Genomic DNA, 20260 nt, shown 5'->3' on the forward strand with positions numbered 1-20260 from the left:
GAAGATGCAACAACGATCAGAGAGCACACCCACGAGCCAACGTTAAGCACACACCAGAACAAGGGACGGAGAGAAGTATGATCAGTGCCGCTGTCGAACCTCACGTAGAATCATTCAACCCGGATAGCCGCGAGCCGCTGCCAGCGGCGCTCGCTCCGACAGTCAAGGCACCCGGCGCCCAGCGCCAGCACAATCCGAACAAGCGCAAGATCCTGTTCGTCACCTCGGAGATCGCCGACCTGGTCAAGACCGGCGGCCTGGGCGACGTGTCCTCCGCCCTGCCCCGCGCCCTGGCGCATTTGCACGATGTGCGGGTACTGATCCCCGGTTACCGGCAGGTAATGGAAAGCGACAACCCCATCCATATCGTCGGCGAACTGGGTGGCCACGCAGCCCTGCCACCGTGCAGGATCGGCCGCATGGACCTGGCCGACGGCCTGGTGATCTACGTGCTGATCTGCCCCGAGCTGTACCAGCGCGACGGCACGCCCTACGGTGCCAACAACGGCCGCGACTGGCCCGACAACCATATCCGCTTCGCCCGCCTGGGCTTGGCGGCGGCGGAAATCGCGGCTGGCGAAGGCATGGCCCACTGGCGCCCCGACCTGGTGCACGCCCACGACTGGCCGGCCGGGCTGGCCCCGGCCTACATGCACTGGCGCGGCTTGAGCACCCCGACCCTGTTCACCATCCACAACCTGGCCTATCAGGGCGTGTACAGCCGCGGCTGCAGCCCGGAGCTGGCGATCCCCGACCACGCCATGCAACAGGAAGGCATGGAGTTCTACGGCAAGCTGTCGTTCCTCAAGGCCGGCCTGGCGTACTCCAGCCACATCACCACGGTCAGCGCCACCTATGCCCGGGAGATCACCACCCCCGAGTTCGGCTGCGGCCTGGACGGTTTCCTGGCCAGCAAAGCGCAACAAGGGCTGCTCGGCGGCATCCCCAACGGCATCGATGAAAGCTGGGACTCGGCCACCGACCAGCACCTGCACCACAATTTCAGCCTCAACGACTGGGCCGGCAAGGCGCGCAACGCCCAGCAGGTACGTGAGCTGTTCGAACTGGAGCCGTCGGACGGTCCGCTGTTCGCCGTTGTGTCGCGGCTGGTCTACCAGAAAGGCCTGGACCTGACCCTGGGGGTGGCCGACTACATCGTCCAGCAGGGCGGCCAGATCGCCATCATCGGCCGCGGCGAACCCGAGGAGGAACAGGCCATGCGCGAGCTGGCCCTGCGTCATCCGGGCCGTATCGGCGTGCGCATCGGCTTCAACGAGACCGACGCCCGGCGCATGTTCGCAGGCAGTGACTTCCTGCTGATGCCGTCGCGCTACGAGCCTTGCGGCCTGAGCCAGATGTACGCCCAGCGCTTCGGCTCGCTGCCAGTGGCGCGCAACACCGGTGGGCTGGCCGACACCATCGAGAACGGTGTCACCGGCTTTTTGTTCGACGATTCGACCGTCGACAGCTACCGCGAGGCCCTGGCCCGCGCCTTCTACGTGTACGGCAAGAAGAGCCTGTTGAACGCCATGCGCTGCCTGTCGATGACCCAGCCGTTCAACTGGTGCCAGGCGGTGGAGCCCTATGCACGCCTGTACGAGGACTTGGTCAAGCAGGCGCAGCACAGCCACTACTGAGCGGGGAATTGAAGATGCACAGGCATGGCGCACACCTGCTGGACGCCACGTCGGCGCGCTTCGCCCTCTGGGCGCCGGATGCGCGCAGCGTGAGCGTGGAACTGGAGCAGCAGCCGGCGATCGAGCTGTTGCCCGACGGTGACGGCTGGTACACCGGCGTGGCCCCGTGCCGGGCCGGTGACCGTTACCACTACCGTATCGACAATGCACTGAAGGTGGCCGACCCGGCCTCGCGCTATCAGCCCGATGGCGTACAGGGGCCGAGCCAGGTGGTGGATGTGGCCAGCTACGCCTGGCGACACCCCTGGCAGGGCCTCCCCTGGCACGAAGCGGTCATCCAGGAGCTGCATGTCGGCTTGCTAGACGGCTACGTCGGGGTGGCCCGGCACCTGCCGCGTCTGGCCGAACTGGGCATCAGCGCCGTCGAACTGATGCCGCTGGGACAGTTCCCTGGCGAGCGGAACTGGGGTTACGACGGCGTGCTGCCCTATGCGCCGCAAAACACCTATGGCAGTCCCGAGCAATTGTGTGAGCTGGTCGACCAGGCACATGGCCAGGGGCTGATGGTGCTGGTCGATGTGGTGTACAACCATTTTGGCCCCGACGGCAATTACCTGCAGCAGTACGCCAGCCCGTTCTTTCGCGAGGACCGGCAGACTCCCTGGGGTGCAGCCATCGACTTCCGTCGCCCGCAGGTGCGCGAGTACTTCATCCAGAACGCCCTGATGTGGTTGTGCGACTACCGCATTGATGGCCTGCGCCTGGATGCCGTGCACGCCATCGATCAGCCCGACTTCCTGGTCGAGTTGGCGCAACGGGTACGCGCGGCCGTGGAGCCGGGCCGTCACGTATGGCTGGTGCTGGAAAACGAGCACAACCAGGCCGCACTGCTGCAGCAAGGCTTCGACGCGCAGTGGAACGACGATGGCCACAACGCCCTGCATGTGTTGCTGACCGGCGAGACCGAAGGCTACTACGCCGACTACAAGGACCGACCGATCAACCAACTGGCCCGCTGCCTGGCCGAAGGCTTCGTGTTCCAGGGCCAACCCGACCGCCACGGCACGCCCCGCGGCGAGCCCAGCGGCCACCTGCCACCGAGCGCCTTCGTGCTGTTTTTGCAGAACCACGACCAGATCGGCAACCGCGCCCTGGGTGAACGCCTCACCCGCCTCTGCCCACCGCCGGCCCTGCGCGCCGCCACCGCGCTGCTGCTGCTGGCGCCGATGATCCCGCTGCTGTTCATGGGCGACGACGACGGCAGCCGTGAGCCGTTCCTGTTCTTCACCGATTTTCACGATGAGCTGGCCGACGCCGTGCGTGAGGGCCGCCGCGGCGAGTTCGCCCATTTCGACGCCTTCGCCGATCCGCACAAGCGCGAGCAGATACCCGACCCGAATGCCGAGGCGACCTTCGCCTCATCCAGGCCCCGGCAACGGAATGTACTGGCCGGCTGGCACGGTCTGTACCAGCAATTGCTCGACCTGCGCCGGCGCCATGTCGTACCGCACCTGCCCGGCGCACGCGCCCTCGGCAGCGAGGTGCTCGGCGACCAGGCGCTGACCGCCCGCTGGCGCCTGGGCAATGGCGACGAGCTGCGCATCGACCTCAACCTCGCCGCCCAACCCCAGCCGGTCGCGCTGCCCGCCCTTCAGCGGCGCCTGTACGACAGCAGCGACAACGCCCACCCCGACTCGGCCCTCGCCGCGCACAGCTGCGTGGTCAGCCTACTGCCCCCCGACCAGGAGACGCCATGAGCGAACAGCCCCTCCACCGCCTGGCCGCGCGGGTCGGCCTGGCCCGCGACTGGATCGATGCCAACAACCGCCCGCAGCAGGTCAGCGACGAGGTATTGCGCCGAGTGCTCGCAGGCCTCGGCCACCCGGCCGGCGATGCCGCCGCCATCGCTGCCAGCCTGCGCGCCGTCGAGCAAGCCGAGGACAGCGAGCACCTGCCGCCACTGCTGACCGTCGATATCGGCCAGCCCCTGGACCTGCGGCGCTATTTCACCGCCGACCGCCAGGCGCACTGCACACTGGAGGACGGCAGCCTCCGCCACCTGGCCCTGGACACCCAGGCGCGGTTGCCGGGCGAGCTGCCGCTGGGCTACCACCGGGTTGACATCGATGGCCGCAGCTTCAGCGTGGCCGTGGCGCCGCCGCGCTGCCATGCCCTGGAGGACCGCGTCGAGCAGCAACCGCCGCGCTGCTGGGGCATCGCGGCGCAGCTGTACAGCCTGCGCCGCCCCGGCGATGGCGGCTACGGCGACTGCCTGGCCCTGGAGCAACTGGCGCGCAACGCCGCAGAGCGCGGCGCCGATGCCTTGGCGATCAGCCCGATCCACACCCTGTCGGCGTTCGATCAGCACCACTTCAGCCCCTACTCGCCCTCCAGCCGGCTGCTGCGCAACGTGCTGTACGCCAGCCCCGGTGTGGTCTTTGGCGAGCGCGAGGTGCGCATGGCCATCGAGGCCTGCGACCTGCAGGCGACCCTCGACACGCTGGAGCAGCAGGCGCTGGTGGACTGGCCACGGGCCGCCGATGCCCGCCTGCGCCTGCTCGAGGCGCTCTACCGGCAGTTCAGCCAGGGCGAGCATCCATTGCGCGAGGACTTCGAGAGTTTCCGCGCCAGCGCCGGCGAGCGACTGGAGCACCATTGCCGCTTCGAAGTGCTGCAGGCGGAAGCTGTCAGTACGGGCCTGGGCGCCGACTGGCGCCGCTGGCCCAAGGCCTGGCACGACCCCTACCACCCCGAGGTCGAAGCCTTCGCCAACGCCTATCCGGCGCGGGTCGAGTTCCACGCGTTCTGCCAGTGGCTGACCGAGCGCAGCCTGCAGCGGGCCCAGGACGCGGCGCGCGGCAACGGCATGGCGGTAGGCCTGATCGCTGACCTGGCGGTGGGGGCCGACGGCGCCGGCAGCCAGGCCTGGAGCCGCCAGGACGAACTGCTGGCCGAGCTCAAGGTCGGCGCGCCACCGGACATCCTCAACCGCTCCGGCCAGGATTGGGGCATCTGCGCCTTCTCCCCCGAAGGCCTCAGGCGCAACGGCTACCGCGCGTTCATCGAGATGCTGCGGGCCAACCTGGCCCATGCCGGTGGCCTGCGCATCGACCATGTGATGGGCCTGCGCCGACTGTGGCTGATCCCCCGCGGCGCCAAGCCGAGCGAAGGCGCCTATCTGGACTATCCGCTGGACGACCTGCTGCGCCTGCTGGCGCTGGAATCGGCGCGACACCAGGCGATCATCCTCGGCGAGGACCTGGGCACCGTGCCCGAGGGTCTGCGCGAACGCCTGGCCGACAAGGCCGTGCTGGGCATGCGCGTGCTACCGTTCGAGCAGGCCGCGCCCGGACAGCTCAAGCCGATCCTCGACTGGCCGGACAATGCCCTGGCCACCACCGGCACCCACGACCTGGCGCCCCTGGCCGGTTGGCTGGCGGGCCGCGACATCGACTGGAGCCATCGCCTGCAACTGATCGACGCCGCCACCGAGCTGCACTGGCGCCACACCCGGGCCCTGGAACGCGACGGCCTGCGCCGCACCCTGGAGCAGAACTACGGGCCACTGCGCGGCGACGACGCGCTGATCGACGCGGCGATCCGCTATGTTGGCCACACCCGCGCCCCCCTGGTACTGGTGCCGCTGGAAGACCTGCTGGGCAGTGACGAGCAGGCCAACCTGCCCGGCACCACCGAAGGCCACCCCAACTGGCGCCGGCGCTTCAAGGCGCCAGCATGCGACCTGCTCGACGACGAGGACGCCGCCCGCCGCCTGGAGCTGCTGGCCCAGGCTCGCGAACAGGCCTGGGAGCGTGACCGATGAAACCGTTGACCGCGACCCTGCGACTGCAACTGCACAGCGACTTCACCCTGGATGACGCGGTGCCGCTGGTGCCCTACTTCGCCCGCCTTGGCATCAGCCACCTGTACGCTTCGCCGATCCTCACCGCCCGCGCCGGTTCCCGGCATGGCTACGACGTGGTCGACCCGACCCGGGTCAACCCGGAGCTTGGCGGCGAGGCGGCGCTCGAACGCCTGGTGGCCGCGTTGCGCCAGCACGGCATGGGGCTGATCCTCGACACCGTGTCCAACCACATGGCCGTCGGCGGCGCCGACAATCCCTGGTGGCAGAGTCTGCTGGCCTGGGGCCGGCGCAGCCCCTATGCGGAATTCTTCGATATCCAGTGGCATTCCAGCGACCCGTTGCTGGCCGGGCAACTGTTGCTGCCGTTCCTGGGCAGCGATTACGGCGCGGCCCTGCAAAACGGCGAGATCCCGCTGACCTTCGAGGCGCCACAGGGGCGTTTCGAGGTGGCCCACCATGAACATCGCTTCCCGATCTGTCCGCTGGACTACGGGCGCATCCTCGATCAGGCCGAGGATCCGCGCCTGCAGGCACTGGCCGCGCACTTCAGCGCCCTCGGCGAGGCCGACGACCCACTGGCCGCGGCCCTGTCCCTGCAGCACGAGCTGGCGCGCCTGGCCGCCGCCGGCGCGGACCTGCAAGCGGCCCTCGGCGCCTTCGACAGCCGCACCGAGGCCGGTTTCAAGCGCCTGCACCTGCTGCTGGAACGCCAGACCTACCGCCTGGCCAGCTGGCGCACCGCCGCCGACGACATCAACTGGCGGCGCTTCTTCGACATCAACGAACTCGGTGGCCTGCGCGTCGAGCGCGCGGTGGTGTTCGAGGCCACCCATGCCAAGCTGTTCGAGCTGATCGAACGCGGCCTGGTGGACGGCCTGCGCATCGACCATATCGATGGCCTGGCCGATCCGCGACGCTACTGCCGCAACCTGCGCCGCCGGGTCGACCGCTTGCTGGCGCGACGGCCACTGGATGCCGCACTGGCGCACTTCCCGATCTATGTGGAGAAAATCCTCGGCACCGACGAACACCTGCACCGCGACTGGCTCACCGACGGTACCACCGGCTACGAGTTCATGAACCAGGTGTCGCTGCTGCAGCACGATCCCGCCGGCGAGGGGCCGCTGGGCGAGTTGTGGAACAGCGTCAGCGAGCGCCCCGAGTTCGCCGAGGAGGTGCGCACTGCCCGCCACCTGGTACTCAACGCCAGCCTGGCCGGCGACTGCGAGTCGGTGGCCCAGGCCCTGCTGCAAGTGGCTCGCGACGACCTGATGACCCGCGACCTCACCCTCGGCGCCATTCGCCGGGCGCTGCAGGCGCTGGTCGAGCATTACCCGGTGTACCGCACCTACATCAACGCCTGTGGCCGCCCCGCCGAGGACGAGGCGTTTTTCCAGCAGGCGTTGGCTGGGGCGCGGCAGTCACTGGGCGAAGCCGACTGGCCGCTGCTCGAGCAGCTAGAGCGCTGGCTCGGTGGCCAGCCGTGGCGCCGCTTGCCGCCGGGCCGGCCGCGCAAGCACCTGCGCCATGCCTGCGTGCGCTTCCAGCAACTGACCGCGCCCAGCGCCGCAAAGGCCGTCGAGGACACCGCGTTCTATCGCTCGGCCCGCCTGCTGTCGCGCAACGACGTGGGCTTCGACGCCGAGCGCTTCAGCGCCGCGCCGGCCTGGTTCCACAACGAGGCCCAGCGCCGCCTGCGCGACTTCCCCGACAACCTGTTGGCCACCGCCACCCACGATCACAAGCGCGGCGAGGATTGCCGGGCGCGCCTGGCCGTGCTCAGCGAGCACGGCCCCTGGCTGGCCAGCCGCGTCGAGCACTGGCGCGAGCTGGCCGCGCCGCTGCGCGAAGCACTGGACGATGGCGAGGCCCCCAGCCCCGCCGACGAACTGCTGCTGTTGCAGACGTTGGTCGGCAGCTGGCCGCTGACCCTCGACCTGCATGACCCAACGGCCCTGCGCGCCTATGCCGAACGCATCCGCCAATGGCAGCGCAAGGCCCTGCGCGAAGCCAAGCTGCGCAGCAGCTGGGCCGCGCCGAACGAGCGCTACGAGCAGGCCTGCGCGGCCTATGTCGACGGCCTGCTGCTGAACGACGAAAACCAGCAGTTGCGCCAGTCCCTGCACGAAGCGGCGCGCCTCCTGGCCTGCCCCGGCGCCTTGAACGGCCTGGTGCAGTGCCTGTTGCGCATGACCACGCCCGGCGTGCCGGATCTTTACCAGGGCAACGAGTACTGGGACCTGTCGCTGGTCGACCCGGACAACCGCCGCCCGGTGGACTACCCTGCAAGACGGGCCAGCCTGGACGACGCAACGCCCCTGGCCGACCTGCTCGCCCACTGGCGCGACGGCCGCCTCAAGCAGGCCCTGGTGGCCCGGGTGCTGGACGCCCGCCAGGCCCACCCCGAACTGTTCCAGCGTGGCGCCTACCTGCCGCTTGCCGTGCGCGGGCGCCATGCCGACAAGGTGCTGGCCTTCGCCCGCCTGGGCGAGGACGCCCGCGCCATCATCGTCGTACCGCGGTTGGCCAGCGCCCTGCTGGGCCCGGCCACCACCCCGTTGATCCCGGCACAGAACTGGGACGACACCCGGCTTGTCCTGCCGTTTGCCTTGTCGCCTGCCAACTGCTCGGGACTTTTCGGCGGCGGTGCTGTCACCCCTTCAAGGGAACTGATGTTGAGCGCCGTGCTGATGGAGTTTCCAGTCAATGTGTTGATTGAACATGCCTAACTGCATTCAGGAGTGTCGAGATGAGCGTCGAAGAAAAACGAATTCGCGAGTTCGCCTATCAGATCTGGGAGTCGGAGGGTAAGCCCGAGGGGCGCGAAGAGGAACATTGGGACAAGGCCCGCAAGCTGGCCGAAGCCGAGGCGCTGGCCCCCAAGGCGCCACCACGCAAGAAGACCGCGGCCAAGCCCAAGCCACCGGCAGACCCCAAGGTGGCGTCGTTGGCGGGCGTGAAGCCGGCTGCTGCGGCTAAAAAACCGCGAGCGGCGAAGAAGCCTGCTGCTGGTTGAGGCTTTTGCAAGCCTGTACCGGCCTCATCGCGGGGCAAGTCGCATCGGCGCACCGCCGCTCCCACGCCTCAGTCACTGAGTGCTCTTGCATGAGAGCGGCGGTGCGCCGATGCGACTTGCCTCGCGATCCCTCCCTACATACACCACAAGGATCGCCATGAACCCCCGCACCCCGAAGAAAACCCGTTCCGTCGCGCCGTCACGCATCCGCGAAGGCCTGCCTTTCCCCCTCGGCGCCACCTGGGACGGCCTTGGGGTCAACTTCGCGCTGTTCTCGGCCAACGCCACCAAGGTCGAGCTGTGCCTGTTCGACGCCAGCGGCGAAAACGAAATCGAGCGCATCGAGCTGCCCGAGTACACCGACGAGATCTACCACGGCTACCTGCCCGACGCCCACCCGGGCCTGGTCTACGGTTACCGGGTGTACGGTCCCTACGAACCGGAGAACGGCCACCGCTTCAACCCCAACAAGCTGCTGATCGACCCCTATGCCAAGCAATTGGTGGGCACGCTGAAATGGTCCGAGGCGCTGTTCGGCTACACCATCGGCCACCCCGATGCCGACCTGTCGTTCGATGAGCGGGACAGCGCGGCATTCGTGCCCAAGTGCAAGGTCATCGACCCGGCCTTCACCTGGGGTCGCGACCAGCGCGTGTCGATCCCGTGGGAGCGCACCATCATCTATGAAGCCCACACCCGCGGCATCAGCATGCGCCACCCGGCGGTGCCCGAGCACCTGCGCGGCACCTTCGCCGGGCTGGCCAACGACGAGCTGCTGGCGCATATCAAGGAACTTGGCGTATCGAGCATCGAGCTGCTGCCGATCCACGCCTTCGTCAACGACCAGCACCTGCTGGACAAGGGCCTGAACAACTACTGGGGCTACAACAGCATCGCCTTCTTTGCCCCCCATCCGCGCTACCTGGCCAGCGGCAAGATCGCCGAGTTCAAGGAGATGGTTGCGCACCTGCACGACGCCGGGCTCGAGGTGATTCTCGACGTGGTCTACAACCACACCGCCGAAGGCAACGAGCGCGGACCGACCCTGTCAATGCGCGGCATCGACAACGCCTCGTACTATCGTTTGATGCCCGACGACCGGCGCTTCTACATTAACGATTCGGGCACCGGCAATACCCTCGACATGAGCCATCCACGGGTGCTGCAACTGGTCACCGACTCGCTGCGCTACTGGGCCGGCGAGATGCACGTGGATGGCTTTCGCTTCGACCTGGCGACCATCCTCGGCCGCTATCACGACGGCTACAGCGAGCGCCACGGCTTCCTCGTCGCCTGTCGCCAGGATCCTATGCTCAGCCAGACCAAGCTGATCGCCGAACCCTGGGACTGCGGCCCGGGCGGCTACCAGGTGGGCAACTTCGCCCCGGGCTGGGCGGAATGGAACGACCGCTTCCGCGACACCGTGCGCAGCTTCTGGAAAGGCGACGAAGGCATGCTCGCCGACTTCGCCGCGCGCATCACCGCCTCGGGCGACCTGTTCAACAACCGCGGCCGGCGGCCCTACGCCTCGGTCAACTTCGTCACCGCCCACGACGGTTTCACGTTGCGCGACCTGGTGTCGTACAACGACAAGCACAATGAGGACAACGACGAGAACAACCAGGACGGCACCGACAACAACCTATCGTGGAACTGCGGCGTCGAAGGCCCCACCGACGACCCGGCGATCAACGCCCTGCGCATGCGCCAGATGCGCAACTTCTTCGCCACCCTGCTGCTGGCCCAGGGCACGCCGATGATCGTCGCCGGCGACGAATTCAGCCGCACCCAGCACGGCAACAATAACGCCTACTGCCAGGACAGCGAGATCGGCTGGGTGAACTGGGACCTGGACGAGGACGGCCAGGCGCTGATGGCCTTCGTCAAGCGCCTGACCCGGCTGCGCCTGGCCTATCCGATCCTGAGGCGCTCGCGCTTCCTGGTCGGCGACTACAACGAGGCGATTGGCGTCAAGGACGTCACCTGGCTGGCCCCGGACGCCAGCGAGATGACCGTCGAGCAGTGGGAAGACCCGCACGGGCGCTGCCTGGGCATGCTGATGGACGGTCGCGCCCAGGTCAGCGGCATTGCCCGGCCGGGCGCCGAGGCGACCATGCTGCTGATCGTCAATGCCTACCACGACGTGGTGCCGTTCACCCTGCCGGCGGTGCCGGAGGGCGACTACTGGAGCTGCCTGGTGGACACCGACCGGCCCGAGTTGCGCAAGCCGCAGCACCTGGCGTTCGACACGGTGTTCGAGGTCACTGGACGGTCATTGCTGTTGCTGGTGCTGCAGCGCGAGGAGGACTGAACCCCAAAGGGGAAGGCCTGTCCTAGACTGTGTTGTGTCAGTAAAAACCTGGGGTTGCTGCGCAGCCCATCGCGACACAAGGCCGCTCCCACAGAGGCCGCGATCTCCTTTGGGAGCGGCCTTGTGTCGCGATGGGCCGCAAAGCGGCCCCGTCAGCCAGGAGCACCCGTGAACCTCGAAGCCGGCAGTCCAGGTTTCGCCAACGTCAACCAGGCGCCGGCCGTGCACCGGGTCAAGGTACTGACGGTCAACACCCACAAGGGCTTCACCGCCTTCAACCGACGCTTCATCCTGCCAGAGCTGCGCGAGGCGGTGCGCAGCACCGGGGCCGACATCGTGTTCCTACAGGAGGTGCTCGGCAGCCATGACCGCCACGCCGCGCGCTACCCCGGCTGGCCGCGGACCTCGCAGTACGAATTCCTCGCCGACAGCATGTGGAGCGACTTCGCCTATGGCCGCAACGCGGTCTACCCCGACGGCCACCACGGCAATGCGCTGCTGTCGAAGTACCCGATCATCGAGCACCGCAACCTCGACGTGTCGATCACCGGCCCCGAGCGCCGCGGCCTGCTGCATTGCGTGCTGGACGTACCCGGGCGGCGCCAGGTGCATGCCATCTGCGTGCACCTGTCGTTGCTCGAGCGCCACCGCCAGCAACAGCTGCACCTGCTGCGCCGGCTGCTCGACGCCCTGCCCGCCGACGCCCCGGTGATCATCGCCGGCGATTTCAACGACTGGCGGCTGCGCGGCAACCACACCCTGGGGCTGCAGCATGGTCTGCACGAGGCCTTCGAGCGCCACCATGGCCTGCTGGCCCGCACCTACCCCGCGCGCCTGCCGCTGCTGCGCCTGGACCGTATCTACCTGCGCAACGCCGAAAGCCACGCACCGAGAATCCTTGGCAACAAACCCTGGACCCACCTCTCCGACCATCTGCCGCTGGCAGTGGAAGTGCGGTTGTAGCAACGATTCGGCATAGCCGCCGCACGGCAAATCACCATTTTCGATATGCACGCTTAAAAATCACATAAATTCAATAGGTTGAGCTGTCAAACAGTAATTTTGCAATCCATTCACGCTTTCTTGACGCAAGCGCTGTCCTCTCCTTAGCTGAACAGTAATCACCAGACGTAAAAACTCGTGCCGGGCCTCTAGCGCGCGCCTTCGTGCGCTCTCCAGAAGGTTGGTGCGCTGGTTCGTGTCGCCCCTGTTCTTGTCGTACAGCACGTGACATCAGGCCAGGTCTTGGGCTGTTCACTTCACACACCAACAGGAGATCCGCCATGAAAAGCACCTCGAATCCTTCGCGCTTCGACGCTTTTTTCTGTGCGGTTTCCACGTCGCTGCTCTTGGCAACCCCGGTGGAAACCTTCGCCTTCGAAACCCAGGAGGGCGAACCCTTCGCCCCCGTCCTGGCGCAGCCCGAGGTGCCGCGATTGTCGCTCGATCCGGTCAGCGTCAGCGGCCTCAACCAGGGCCTGCTCAGCGCCTTCTCCGAGCGCATGGATGAACGTCATGGCCAGCCCGACACCAACCCTATCGCCAGCCAGTGGGCGCAGTTCTTCCCCGGCACGCCGCGCCCGGGCGCCCAGCCGCCAGCGCAGGTGGAGGCACCCAGCCAGCAGATGCTGATCGGCCCGGACCTGTTCGTGCGTGAAACCAGCGGCGGCAACGTGCACCGCGCGGGGATCTTCGTCGGTCACAACAACCTGCAGAGCAGCTTCAACGGCATGCGCCCGCTGCTGGGCGACAAGCAGCGTGACGCGGTAAACCTCAGTGGCGAGAGCCTCGGGGTGTACTGGAGCATGACCCATGAACAGGGCTGGCACGTGGATGCACTGGCCATGGGCACACGCATCGATGTCAACGGCCGCTCACAGGCGGGGCAGCGCGTCGACGACAGTGGTCATGCCATGACGCTCTCGGTGCAAGGCGGCTATCCCATCGGCCTGGGCGCCGGCTGGGTGATCGAGCCCCAGGCGCAGTTGATCAACCAGCAGTTCTTCCCGGGTAGCCAGGTACAGGAGGAAACCCTGCAGGCCTTCGACAGCCAGCCCAGCTGGAGTGGCCGGGTCGGTGCCAAGCTGTCGGCGCGCTACGAAGTGCGCGGCATGCCCATCGAACCCTATGTGCGCACCAACGTCTGGTACGACTTCAGCAATGCCGATTCGGTGAAGCTCGACCAGGTCGACAAGATCTCCAGTTCGCGCAGCGCCACCACGGTGGAACTGGGCTTGGGCCTGGTGGCCCGGGTGACGCCGAACGTGGCGCTGTTCGTCAGCGCCGACTACAGCTCCGACGTGGATGACAACGACCTCAACGGCTTGATCGGCAGCCTTGGCGTGAGAATGCGCTGGTAGACGGGTTCGGCCTCATCGCCGGTTTGCGATGAGGCCGTGCGTCGCGTTGTCGATCAGGCCTGGTCCACCTTGTGCCGCGCCGCATACAGGCACAGCATCTCCATCGCCAGCGTTGCCCCGGCCAGCGCGGTGATATCGGCATGGTCATAGGCCGGCGCCACCTCCACCAGGTCCATCCCCACCAGGTTGATCCCGCGCAAGCCGCCGAGAATTTCCAGTGCCTGCACCGTGCTCAGCCCGCCGCATACCGGCGTGCCGGTGCCAGGCGCGAAGGCCGGATCCAGGCAGTCGATATCGAAGGTCAGGTAGACCGGCCTGTCCCCCACCCGCTGACGGATCGCGGCGATGATCGCCTCGGTGCCCTGGCGATGCACCTGACGGGCATCGAGGATGGCGAAGCCCTGGCTGTCGTCATTGGTGGTGCGCAGGCCGATCTGCACCGAATGCGCCGGGTCCACCAGGCCTTCGCGCGCCGCGTGCCAGAACATGGTGCCGTGATCGATGCGCTTGCCCTCCTCGTCCGGCCAGGTGTCGCTGTGGGCGTCGAAGTGGATCAGCGCCAGCGGACCGTGCTGGCGGGCATGAGCCTTGAGCAGCGGGTAGCTGATGAAGTGGTCGCCACCGAGGGTGAGCATGGCGCAGCCGGCCCCGAGGATGTGCTCGGCGTGTGCCTCGATGCTGTCCGGCACCGAGGCTGGCGTGCCGCTGTCGAACGCGCAGTCACCGTAGTCGATCACCGCCAGGTGATCGAACGGGTCGAACGTCCAGGGCCAGTGGCGGGCCCACGCCTGCTGCACCGAGGCGGCGCGGATCGCCCGCGGGCCGAAGCGCGCGCCGGGGCGGTTGCTGGTGGCGGTGTCGAACGGCACCCCGTTGACCACCACGTCGACACCGCGCAGGTCGCGGCTGTAGCGGCGCCGGGAAAAACTGGTAATACCGGCGTAGGTGCTCTCGGCGGCGGTGCCGTAGAGGCTGTCACGGGTCATGGCCTGGTCGTTGTCCTGGGCGAGGTCCACGGTCTGTCTCCTGTCGTTGTTGTTCACTGGCGGCTGCGGAAGGTGGTCCACAGGCGGTTGCGCTGGCGCAGGTCGGACAACGCCATGCTGCGGTCGGCAAACAGGCGCTGGCGCACCTCGGCCGATGGGTAGATGTCCGGGTCATTGCGGATTGCCGCGTCCACCAGCGGCGTGGCGGCCTGGTTGGCGTTGGCGAAGAACAGCGTGTTGGTCAGTGCCGCCACCGACTCGGGGCGCAGCATGAAGGCGATGAAGGCGCGGGCCGCCTCGGGGTGCGGCGCGTCCTTGGGGATCACCAGGTTGTCCTGCCAGACCAGCGTGCCCTCGCGGGGAATGCGGTAGATCAGCTCGAACGGCTTGCCGGCGCGTCGGGCCTGGTCGGCGGCCATGGCCGCATCGCCGTTGTAGGTCAGCGCCAGGCACACGCTGCCGTTGGCCAGGTCGTTGATCTGGCGACCGTTGGCCACGTAGCTGATCGATGGCTGCAACTGCTGCAACAACGCCTGGGCGGCGTCCAGGTCGGCCTTGCTCTGGCTGTACGGGTCCTTGCCCAGGTAGTTGAGGGTCACCCCGATCACCTCCTGGGGCGAGTCCGGCATGGCGATCCCGCAGTCCTTCAGGCGACTGGCGTATTCGGGCTTGAACAGCAAGTCGAGGCTGTCCAGCGGCACGTCACCGAGGCGCTGGCGCACGGCCTCGACATTCACCCCCAGACCCAGCGTGCCCCAGGTGTACGGCACGGCATGGCGGTTGCCGGGATCTGCCTCGGCCAGCTTGGTCAGCAGGTCCGGGTCAAGGTTGGCATAGCCGGGCAGCGCCTGGGCATCGAGCGGCTGCAGGGCACCGGCCTTGAGTGCCCGGGCCAGCACCGTGGCCGACGGCACCACCACGTCGTAGCCACTGCCGCCGGTGAGCAGCTTGGTTTCCAGCACCTCGGTGGTATCGAAGGTGTCGTAGCGGACCTTGTAGCCGGTCTCCTGCTCGAACCGCGCCAGGGTTTGCGGGGCGACATAATCGGCCCAGCTGTACAGGTTGACGACCTTCTCCTCGGCCTGCAGTGGCAGGGCGATCAGCAATGAAAGCAGGCACAACGTTCGACGCATGGCGGGCACCTCGGCTTGGGGGTGGATGCCGCCAGCATGCCTGCCGGGTTACATTGTAAAAATGACAACTATTCAAAGCTGACATTCACCAGGATCAATGTAATGCTCGGACAATTGCACGACCCCGACCTGCACCTGCTGCGGCTGTTCGTCACTGTAGTCGAGGCCGGCGGCTTCAGCGCCGCTCAGGGCGTGCTGGGGCTCAGCCAGCCCAGCATCAGCCAGCAAATGGCCAGGCTCGAGACCCGCCTGGGTTATCGCCTGTGCAGCCGTGGCAAGGGCGGCTTCCGGCTGACCGAGAAAGGCGAGCTGCTGCTCCAGGCGACCCGCGGCCTGCTGCTGCAGATCGAACAGTTTCGCCAACAGGCCAACGGCGTGGCCGGGCGTTTGCTCGGCACGCTGCGCATCGGCCTGGCCGAGAACCAGGACCGCGAGGTCACCTTGCGCCTGGCCCGGGCCATCGCCCGGTTCCGTCAACGCGACGAGCAGGTGCGCCTTGAATTGACCAGTGCGCCACCCGCCGAGCTTGAGCGGCTGTTGCTGGAGCAGCGCCTGGATTGCGCCATCAGCTACTTTTCCGGCAACCAGGCGGCGTTCGATTACCTGCCGTTGTTCGAGGAACGCCAGCGACTCTACTGTGGCCTGGGGCATGAACTGTTCGACCGGTCCCTGGTCAGTCGCGAGCACTTGCTGGAGGCCGACCAGGTCTGTCATCCCTATCGTTTTCTCAAGCAAGGTGAACCCTTCCAGAGCCGCCACAGCCTGGCGGTGGCGGAGCAGATCGACAGCGCGCTGACCCTGATCCTGTCAGGCCAGCATATCGGCTACCTGCCCTGCCACTGCGCCGCGCCCTGGGAAGCCCAGGGACTGTTGCGGGCACTGGACCCGACACTGGATTTCGTGGTGCCGTTTACCTTGGCGCGGCACCGTGGGCAGGAGCCCGGTGAGGCGCAGCAGGCGTTCATGGAGGATCTGCACCGTGTCTTTGTCGAACAGGGAACGCACTGAGCCCCGCTTTCCTCGCCGCCGCGCATTTGCCACACTGCGGACTCGCCCGTGCCCCGAGGTCCCGATCACCATGCATGCCCGCGTCTGTCTGATCCTGCTGCTGACCCTTGGCCTGAGTGCCTGCGCCCTGTTCCAGGCGCGTGATCCGCTGAACATCAGCGTGATCGGTATCGATCCTCTGCCCGGCCAGGATCTGGAGCTGCGCATGGCGGTGAAGATCCGCGTGCAGAACCCCAACGAAACCCCCGTGGACTTCAATGGCATCGCCCTCAACCTGGAAGTCAACGACCAGCCCCTGGCCGCCGGGGTGAGCGACCAGCGCGGGCATATTGGCCGCTACGACGAAGCGGTGATCGTGGTGCCGGTGAGCATCACCGCCTTTGCCTTTCTGCGCCAGGCCTATGGCCTGAGCCGGGTGGAGTCCCTGCAGGGCCTGCCCTATGTATTGCGCGGCAAACTGGCAAGCGGCCCGCTGGGCACCGTACGCTTCACCAACAAAGGCAAACTGGACCTGCCCGCAGCCACAAGCGCCGGATGGTGAACCTGTTGTCGAGCAAACGAACGATCACTTGCCAGCAGTGGCTTGACCGACAAAGCGCACGCCGGGACGCGGACACTCGTCCACGCTGAGCTCGAACACGTCCGGCCGCGCATAGTGGCCGACCACATCGAAGTCGTAGCGCGCACGCACCAGCTCGTCGGTATCGATTTCGGCGCAGAGCAGGCCGCGCTCGCCCACCAGCGGCCCGGCCAGCACCTCGCCGAGGGGGCCGACGATCACGCTGCCACCGTTGATCAACGGCCGCTCGGCCGGCCAGTTGGCCACCTCAAGACCCAGCGCCGCCGGAGAATCCTGCACCTGGCAGGCGCTGATGACGAAACAACGCCCTTCGGCGGCGATGTGGCGCATGCTGATCTGCCACAGTTCGCGCTCATCCACCGTCGGCGCGCACCACAGTTGCACGCCCTTGGCGTACATCGCGGTGCGCAGCAGCGGCATGTAGTTCTCCCAGCACACCGCCGCGCCGATGCGCCCGGCGCGGCCCTCCACCACCGGTAGCGTGGAGCCGTCACCCTTGCCCCAGATCAGCCGCTCGGTGCCGGTGGGCATCAGCTTGCGGTGCTTGGCCACAAGACCGCCCACGGGCTCGAAGAACAGCACGGTGCAGTACAGGGTGTTGCCGCTGCGCTCGATCACCCCGAGCACCAGGCTCGCGCCGGTCCGTGCCGCCAACCCGGCCAGCGCTTCGGTCTCGACGCCCGGTACATCGATGGCGTTGGCGAAATAGCGGGCGAAGGCTTCGCGCCCTTCAGGCAGGCGATAACCGAGCTGGGTGCCAAACCCCTCGCCTTTCGGATAACCGCCGAGCAACGCCTCGGGCATCACCACCAGGCTGGCGCCGGCCTCGCGGATGGCCTGCTCGTAGTCGAGGATCTGCGCCAGGGTAGCGGCCTTGCCCGCCGGCAGCGAACCGATCTGCAAGGCGGCAACGATGGATCTTGGCATCTTGGAGACTCCTGTCAGAAGAAAGCCGAAAGGTGCGCGCCGCCTCAGCGCAAGTGTTCGCCTGACTCAGCGGTTGGCGCTGGCGGCGGCCATCATCTTGTTCACTTCACTGCGTACCAGCTGGTTGAACTCCACTGGCGACATGCCGTCGAGTTCGGCGCGCACCCATTCGGCCCACTTGCCCTTGCGCCGCGGTTTCTCCGCGATCAGCCGCGCGGCCTCGCCCTTGGCCTTGGCCAGGTTGTTCTGCCAGTACTCGAACAAACGCGCCTTCTCTGCCTCGATCTGCGCCCGTTCCTGGAAGCTCATGTTGGCCAGATTGAAACTCATGGGGGTATTACCTGCCGCTGGAAAATGGACGCTATCTTACACTTAGCGACGGGCCATCGGTACGCCGCTGCAACTTTCCCGGCGCCGTGGCATCCACTGTTCAACGCCCAACCCTTCATGAGGATGTGTACATGGCCAGGAAAACCGCCGCGCAAGCCGACAACGACCAGATCAAGGATCAGGTATTCAGCGAACTGCAGGCATTGATCGAGGAGTCGGAGAAACTGCTCAGCGACAGCGCGTCGCTGGTCGGGGAAGAAGCAGAGGGCCTGAGGGCGCAACTGGGGCTGAAACTGCGCCAGGCACGCGAAGCCACTGGCCGGCTGGGGGAGAAGGCGCAGCCGGTGGTCGAGGCGACCCAGGAATACATTGGCGGCCATCCCTGGCAGACGGTGGCGATCTCCGCGGGCTTCGGCCTGGTGGTCGGCCTCTTGCTCGGACGCCGGCAATAGCTCAGGCGGCTTGCGCCATCGGGATCCCACTGTGGAAGCGCAGTTCCTGGTCGGGTGAGGTAATCAGCCCGGCCTCGGCCTCGCGCACCTGCTCCACTACTTTGGCGATATCCGCCTCGTCACCGTACTGGTGAGCCAGTTTCAGATAGCCCTGATAGTGCCGTGCCTCGCTCTTGAGCAAGCCGTGGTAGAACGTGCCGAGCTCTTCATCCAGGTGCGGCACCAGGGCGGCGAAGCGCTCGCAGCTGCGCGCCTCGATGAAGGCGCCCACCACCAAGGTATCGACCAGCTTGACCGGCTCATGGGCACGCACCAGCCGCCGCAGGCCCGAGGCATAGCGCCCGGCCGAGACCGGACGCAGCGGCACGCCACGGCGCTTCATCAGGCGCAGCACCTGCTCGTGGTGCACCAGCTCCTCGCGGGCCAGGCGCGACATCATGTTGATCAGGTCCAGGTGGGTGTTGTACTTGGCGATCAGGCTTAGCGCAGTGCTGGCGGCCTTGAATTCACAGTTCTTGTGATCGATCAGCAGCGTCTCCTGGTCGGCCAGCGCCGCCTCGATCCAGGCATCAGGGGTACGGCAACCGAGGAAGGCGTCGATTTCGGGAATCAGGGACATGGCACTCACAATCACACAGGACATCGGCAGGACCGGCGATTATACCGGCGACCGCGTCGAGCACCAGTGACTATGCTTGATACATATCAAGCGGCGGCGGCAGCGGCGCCGTCTATAGTCAGGCATTGGCCGCCATTCTGAACGGAGTTCACGCCCATGCAAGCCGTACGCAGCATTCTTGTCGTCCTCGACCCCGAGCACGCCCACAGCCGTGCCCTGACACGGGCCAAGCTGATCGCGGGGGTGACCGGCGCGCGCCTGCACCTGCTGATGTGCGACAAGAAACAGGATCATGACGCGCTGCTCAGCCTGCTCAGCAGCCAATTGCATGACGACGGTTACGACAGTGTCACCCACGAGCAGCACTGGAAGGACAACCTGCACAAGTCGATCATCCATGTGCAGCAAGCCGAAGGCTGCGAACTGGTGATCAAGGAGCACCGGCCGGACAATCCGCTGCGCAAGGCCTTGCTCACCCCCAGCGACTGGAAACTGCTGCGCGAGTGCCCGTGCGCGGTGCTGATGGTCAAGAGCGAGCGGCCATGGACGGGGGGCAAGATCCTGGCGGCCGTGGATGTCGGCAACCAGGATGAAGCCCATCGCCTGCTGCATGCCAGCATCATCGACCATGGCTATGACATTGCCAGCCTGGCCAAGGGCGAACTGCACGTGATCAGTGCCCACCCCTCGCCCATGCTGTCGGCGTCCGACCCGGTCTACCAGCTGACGGAGACCATCGAGAAACGCTATCGTGAGGCATGCCTGGCGTTCCAGGCGGAGTTCGATATTACCGATGACCGACTGCATATCGCCGAGGGGCCGGCGGATGTGTTGATTCCCCATACCGAGAAGAAGCTCGATGCCGTGGTGACCATTATCGGCACCGTGGCACGAACAGGTATCTCGGGGGCCTTGATCGGTAACACCGCGGAGGTCGTGCTGGACTCGCTGGAAAGCGATGTACTGGTGCTCAAGAGCGAGGAGGCCAAGTCGCACCTGGCCGAGCTGGCGCGGGGCTAGACCCGCTTCGGGCAGA

Annotated in this window: 17 protein-coding genes; 12 read left to right on the forward strand and 5 right to left on the reverse strand. The window is 66.8% G+C overall.

The window, feature by feature from the left end; all coding sequences use genetic code 11:
- The first annotated feature begins 77 nt into the window (after positions 1 to 77).
- The 8 genes from glgA (at position 78) to AC25ND_RS00780 (ending at position 13189) form a co-directional block, all read left to right on the forward strand.
- The gene (gene glgA, locus AC25ND_RS00745) at positions 78 to 1637 is read left to right on the forward strand and encodes a glycogen synthase GlgA (RefSeq protein WP_028692576.1); all 1560 of its coding nucleotides are present in this window, start codon (positions 78 to 80) and stop codon (positions 1635 to 1637) included.
- Positions 1638 to 1651: 14 nt separating this feature from the next.
- Positions 1652 to 3394 (forward strand): malto-oligosyltrehalose trehalohydrolase, encoded by a 1743-nt coding sequence (treZ, locus tag AC25ND_RS00750; RefSeq protein WP_028692577.1) that lies wholly within the window; start codon positions 1652 to 1654, stop codon positions 3392 to 3394.
- Positions 3391 to 5460, forward strand: coding sequence for a 4-alpha-glucanotransferase (gene malQ / locus AC25ND_RS00755; protein ID WP_486971687.1), 2070 nt, complete (start codon positions 3391 to 3393; stop codon positions 5458 to 5460). Before treZ ends, malQ begins: the two co-directional genes overlap by 4 nt.
- Complete coding sequence (locus tag AC25ND_RS00760; protein WP_062359465.1) at positions 5457 to 8231, forward strand: malto-oligosyltrehalose synthase; 2775 nt, start codon at positions 5457 to 5459, stop codon at positions 8229 to 8231. Before malQ ends, AC25ND_RS00760 begins: the two co-directional genes overlap by 4 nt.
- Before the next feature lie 20 nt (positions 8232 to 8251).
- On the forward strand, positions 8252 to 8518 hold the full coding sequence (locus AC25ND_RS00765) for a DUF2934 domain-containing protein (RefSeq protein WP_062359467.1): 267 nt from the start codon (positions 8252 to 8254) through the stop codon (positions 8516 to 8518).
- A gap of 157 nt (positions 8519 to 8675) precedes the next feature.
- On the forward strand, positions 8676 to 10829 hold the full coding sequence (gene glgX / locus AC25ND_RS00770) for a glycogen debranching protein GlgX (protein WP_069016351.1): 2154 nt from the start codon (positions 8676 to 8678) through the stop codon (positions 10827 to 10829).
- A 168-nt stretch (positions 10830 to 10997) separates the two neighbouring features.
- Positions 10998 to 11792 (forward strand): endonuclease/exonuclease/phosphatase family protein, encoded by a 795-nt coding sequence (locus tag AC25ND_RS00775; RefSeq protein ID WP_028692582.1) that lies wholly within the window; start codon positions 10998 to 11000, stop codon positions 11790 to 11792.
- Positions 11793 to 12112: 320 nt separating this feature from the next.
- Positions 12113 to 13189, forward strand: a complete 1077-nt coding sequence (locus tag AC25ND_RS00780) for an autotransporter domain-containing protein (protein ID WP_062359470.1) — start codon at positions 12113 to 12115, stop codon at positions 13187 to 13189.
- Between the two features lie 53 nt (positions 13190 to 13242).
- Here AC25ND_RS00780 and speB read toward each other — a convergent pair whose 3' ends face one another.
- Together speB and AC25ND_RS00790 are read right to left on the reverse strand one after the other, a co-directional pair.
- Positions 13243 to 14205, reverse strand: a complete 963-nt coding sequence (speB, locus tag AC25ND_RS00785; protein ID WP_028692584.1) for an agmatinase — start codon at positions 14203 to 14205, stop codon at positions 13243 to 13245.
- Between the two features lie 23 nt (positions 14206 to 14228).
- Entirely contained in the window at positions 14229 to 15308 is a 1080-nt protein-coding gene (locus AC25ND_RS00790; RefSeq protein WP_028692585.1) for an extracellular solute-binding protein, read from the reverse strand.
- Between the two features lie 102 nt (positions 15309 to 15410).
- Between AC25ND_RS00790 and AC25ND_RS00795 the strand changes: the two genes are divergently transcribed.
- Together AC25ND_RS00795 and AC25ND_RS00800 are read left to right on the forward strand one after the other, a co-directional pair.
- A complete protein-coding gene (locus AC25ND_RS00795; protein ID WP_028692586.1) occupies positions 15411 to 16316 on the forward strand; it encodes a LysR family transcriptional regulator in 906 nt (301 codons plus the stop codon).
- 70 nt (positions 16317 to 16386) lie between these two features.
- Entirely contained in the window at positions 16387 to 16857 is a 471-nt protein-coding gene (locus AC25ND_RS00800) for an LEA/WHy family protein (protein WP_486976018.1), read from the forward strand.
- 24 nt (positions 16858 to 16881) lie between these two features.
- On the opposite strand, the gene AC25ND_RS00805 is transcribed toward AC25ND_RS00800, so the two are convergent.
- Positions 16882 to 17823 (reverse strand): carbon-nitrogen hydrolase family protein, encoded by a 942-nt coding sequence (locus AC25ND_RS00805; RefSeq protein WP_069016352.1) that lies wholly within the window; start codon positions 17821 to 17823, stop codon positions 16882 to 16884.
- A gap of 66 nt (positions 17824 to 17889) precedes the next feature.
- Positions 17890 to 18153, reverse strand: coding sequence for a hypothetical protein (locus AC25ND_RS00810; protein ID WP_028692589.1), 264 nt, complete (start codon positions 18151 to 18153; stop codon positions 17890 to 17892).
- Between the two features lie 131 nt (positions 18154 to 18284).
- Here AC25ND_RS00810 and AC25ND_RS00815 point away from each other — a divergent pair, with 131 nt between their 5' ends.
- On the forward strand, positions 18285 to 18605 hold the full coding sequence (locus AC25ND_RS00815) for an ElaB/YgaM/YqjD family protein (protein WP_028692590.1): 321 nt from the start codon (positions 18285 to 18287) through the stop codon (positions 18603 to 18605).
- A 1-nt stretch (position 18606) separates the two neighbouring features.
- Here AC25ND_RS00815 and AC25ND_RS00820 read toward each other — a convergent pair whose 3' ends face one another.
- Complete coding sequence (locus AC25ND_RS00820) at positions 18607 to 19224, reverse strand: MiaE family protein (protein ID WP_028692591.1); 618 nt, start codon at positions 19222 to 19224, stop codon at positions 18607 to 18609.
- Between the two features lie 156 nt (positions 19225 to 19380).
- Between AC25ND_RS00820 and AC25ND_RS00825 the strand changes: the two genes are divergently transcribed.
- Positions 19381 to 20244, forward strand: coding sequence for a universal stress protein (locus tag AC25ND_RS00825; protein ID WP_028692592.1), 864 nt, complete (start codon positions 19381 to 19383; stop codon positions 20242 to 20244).
- Positions 20245 to 20260: the final 16 nt, after the last annotated feature.

The sequence above is a fragment of the Pseudomonas sp. P110(2024) genome (assembly GCF_057480795.1).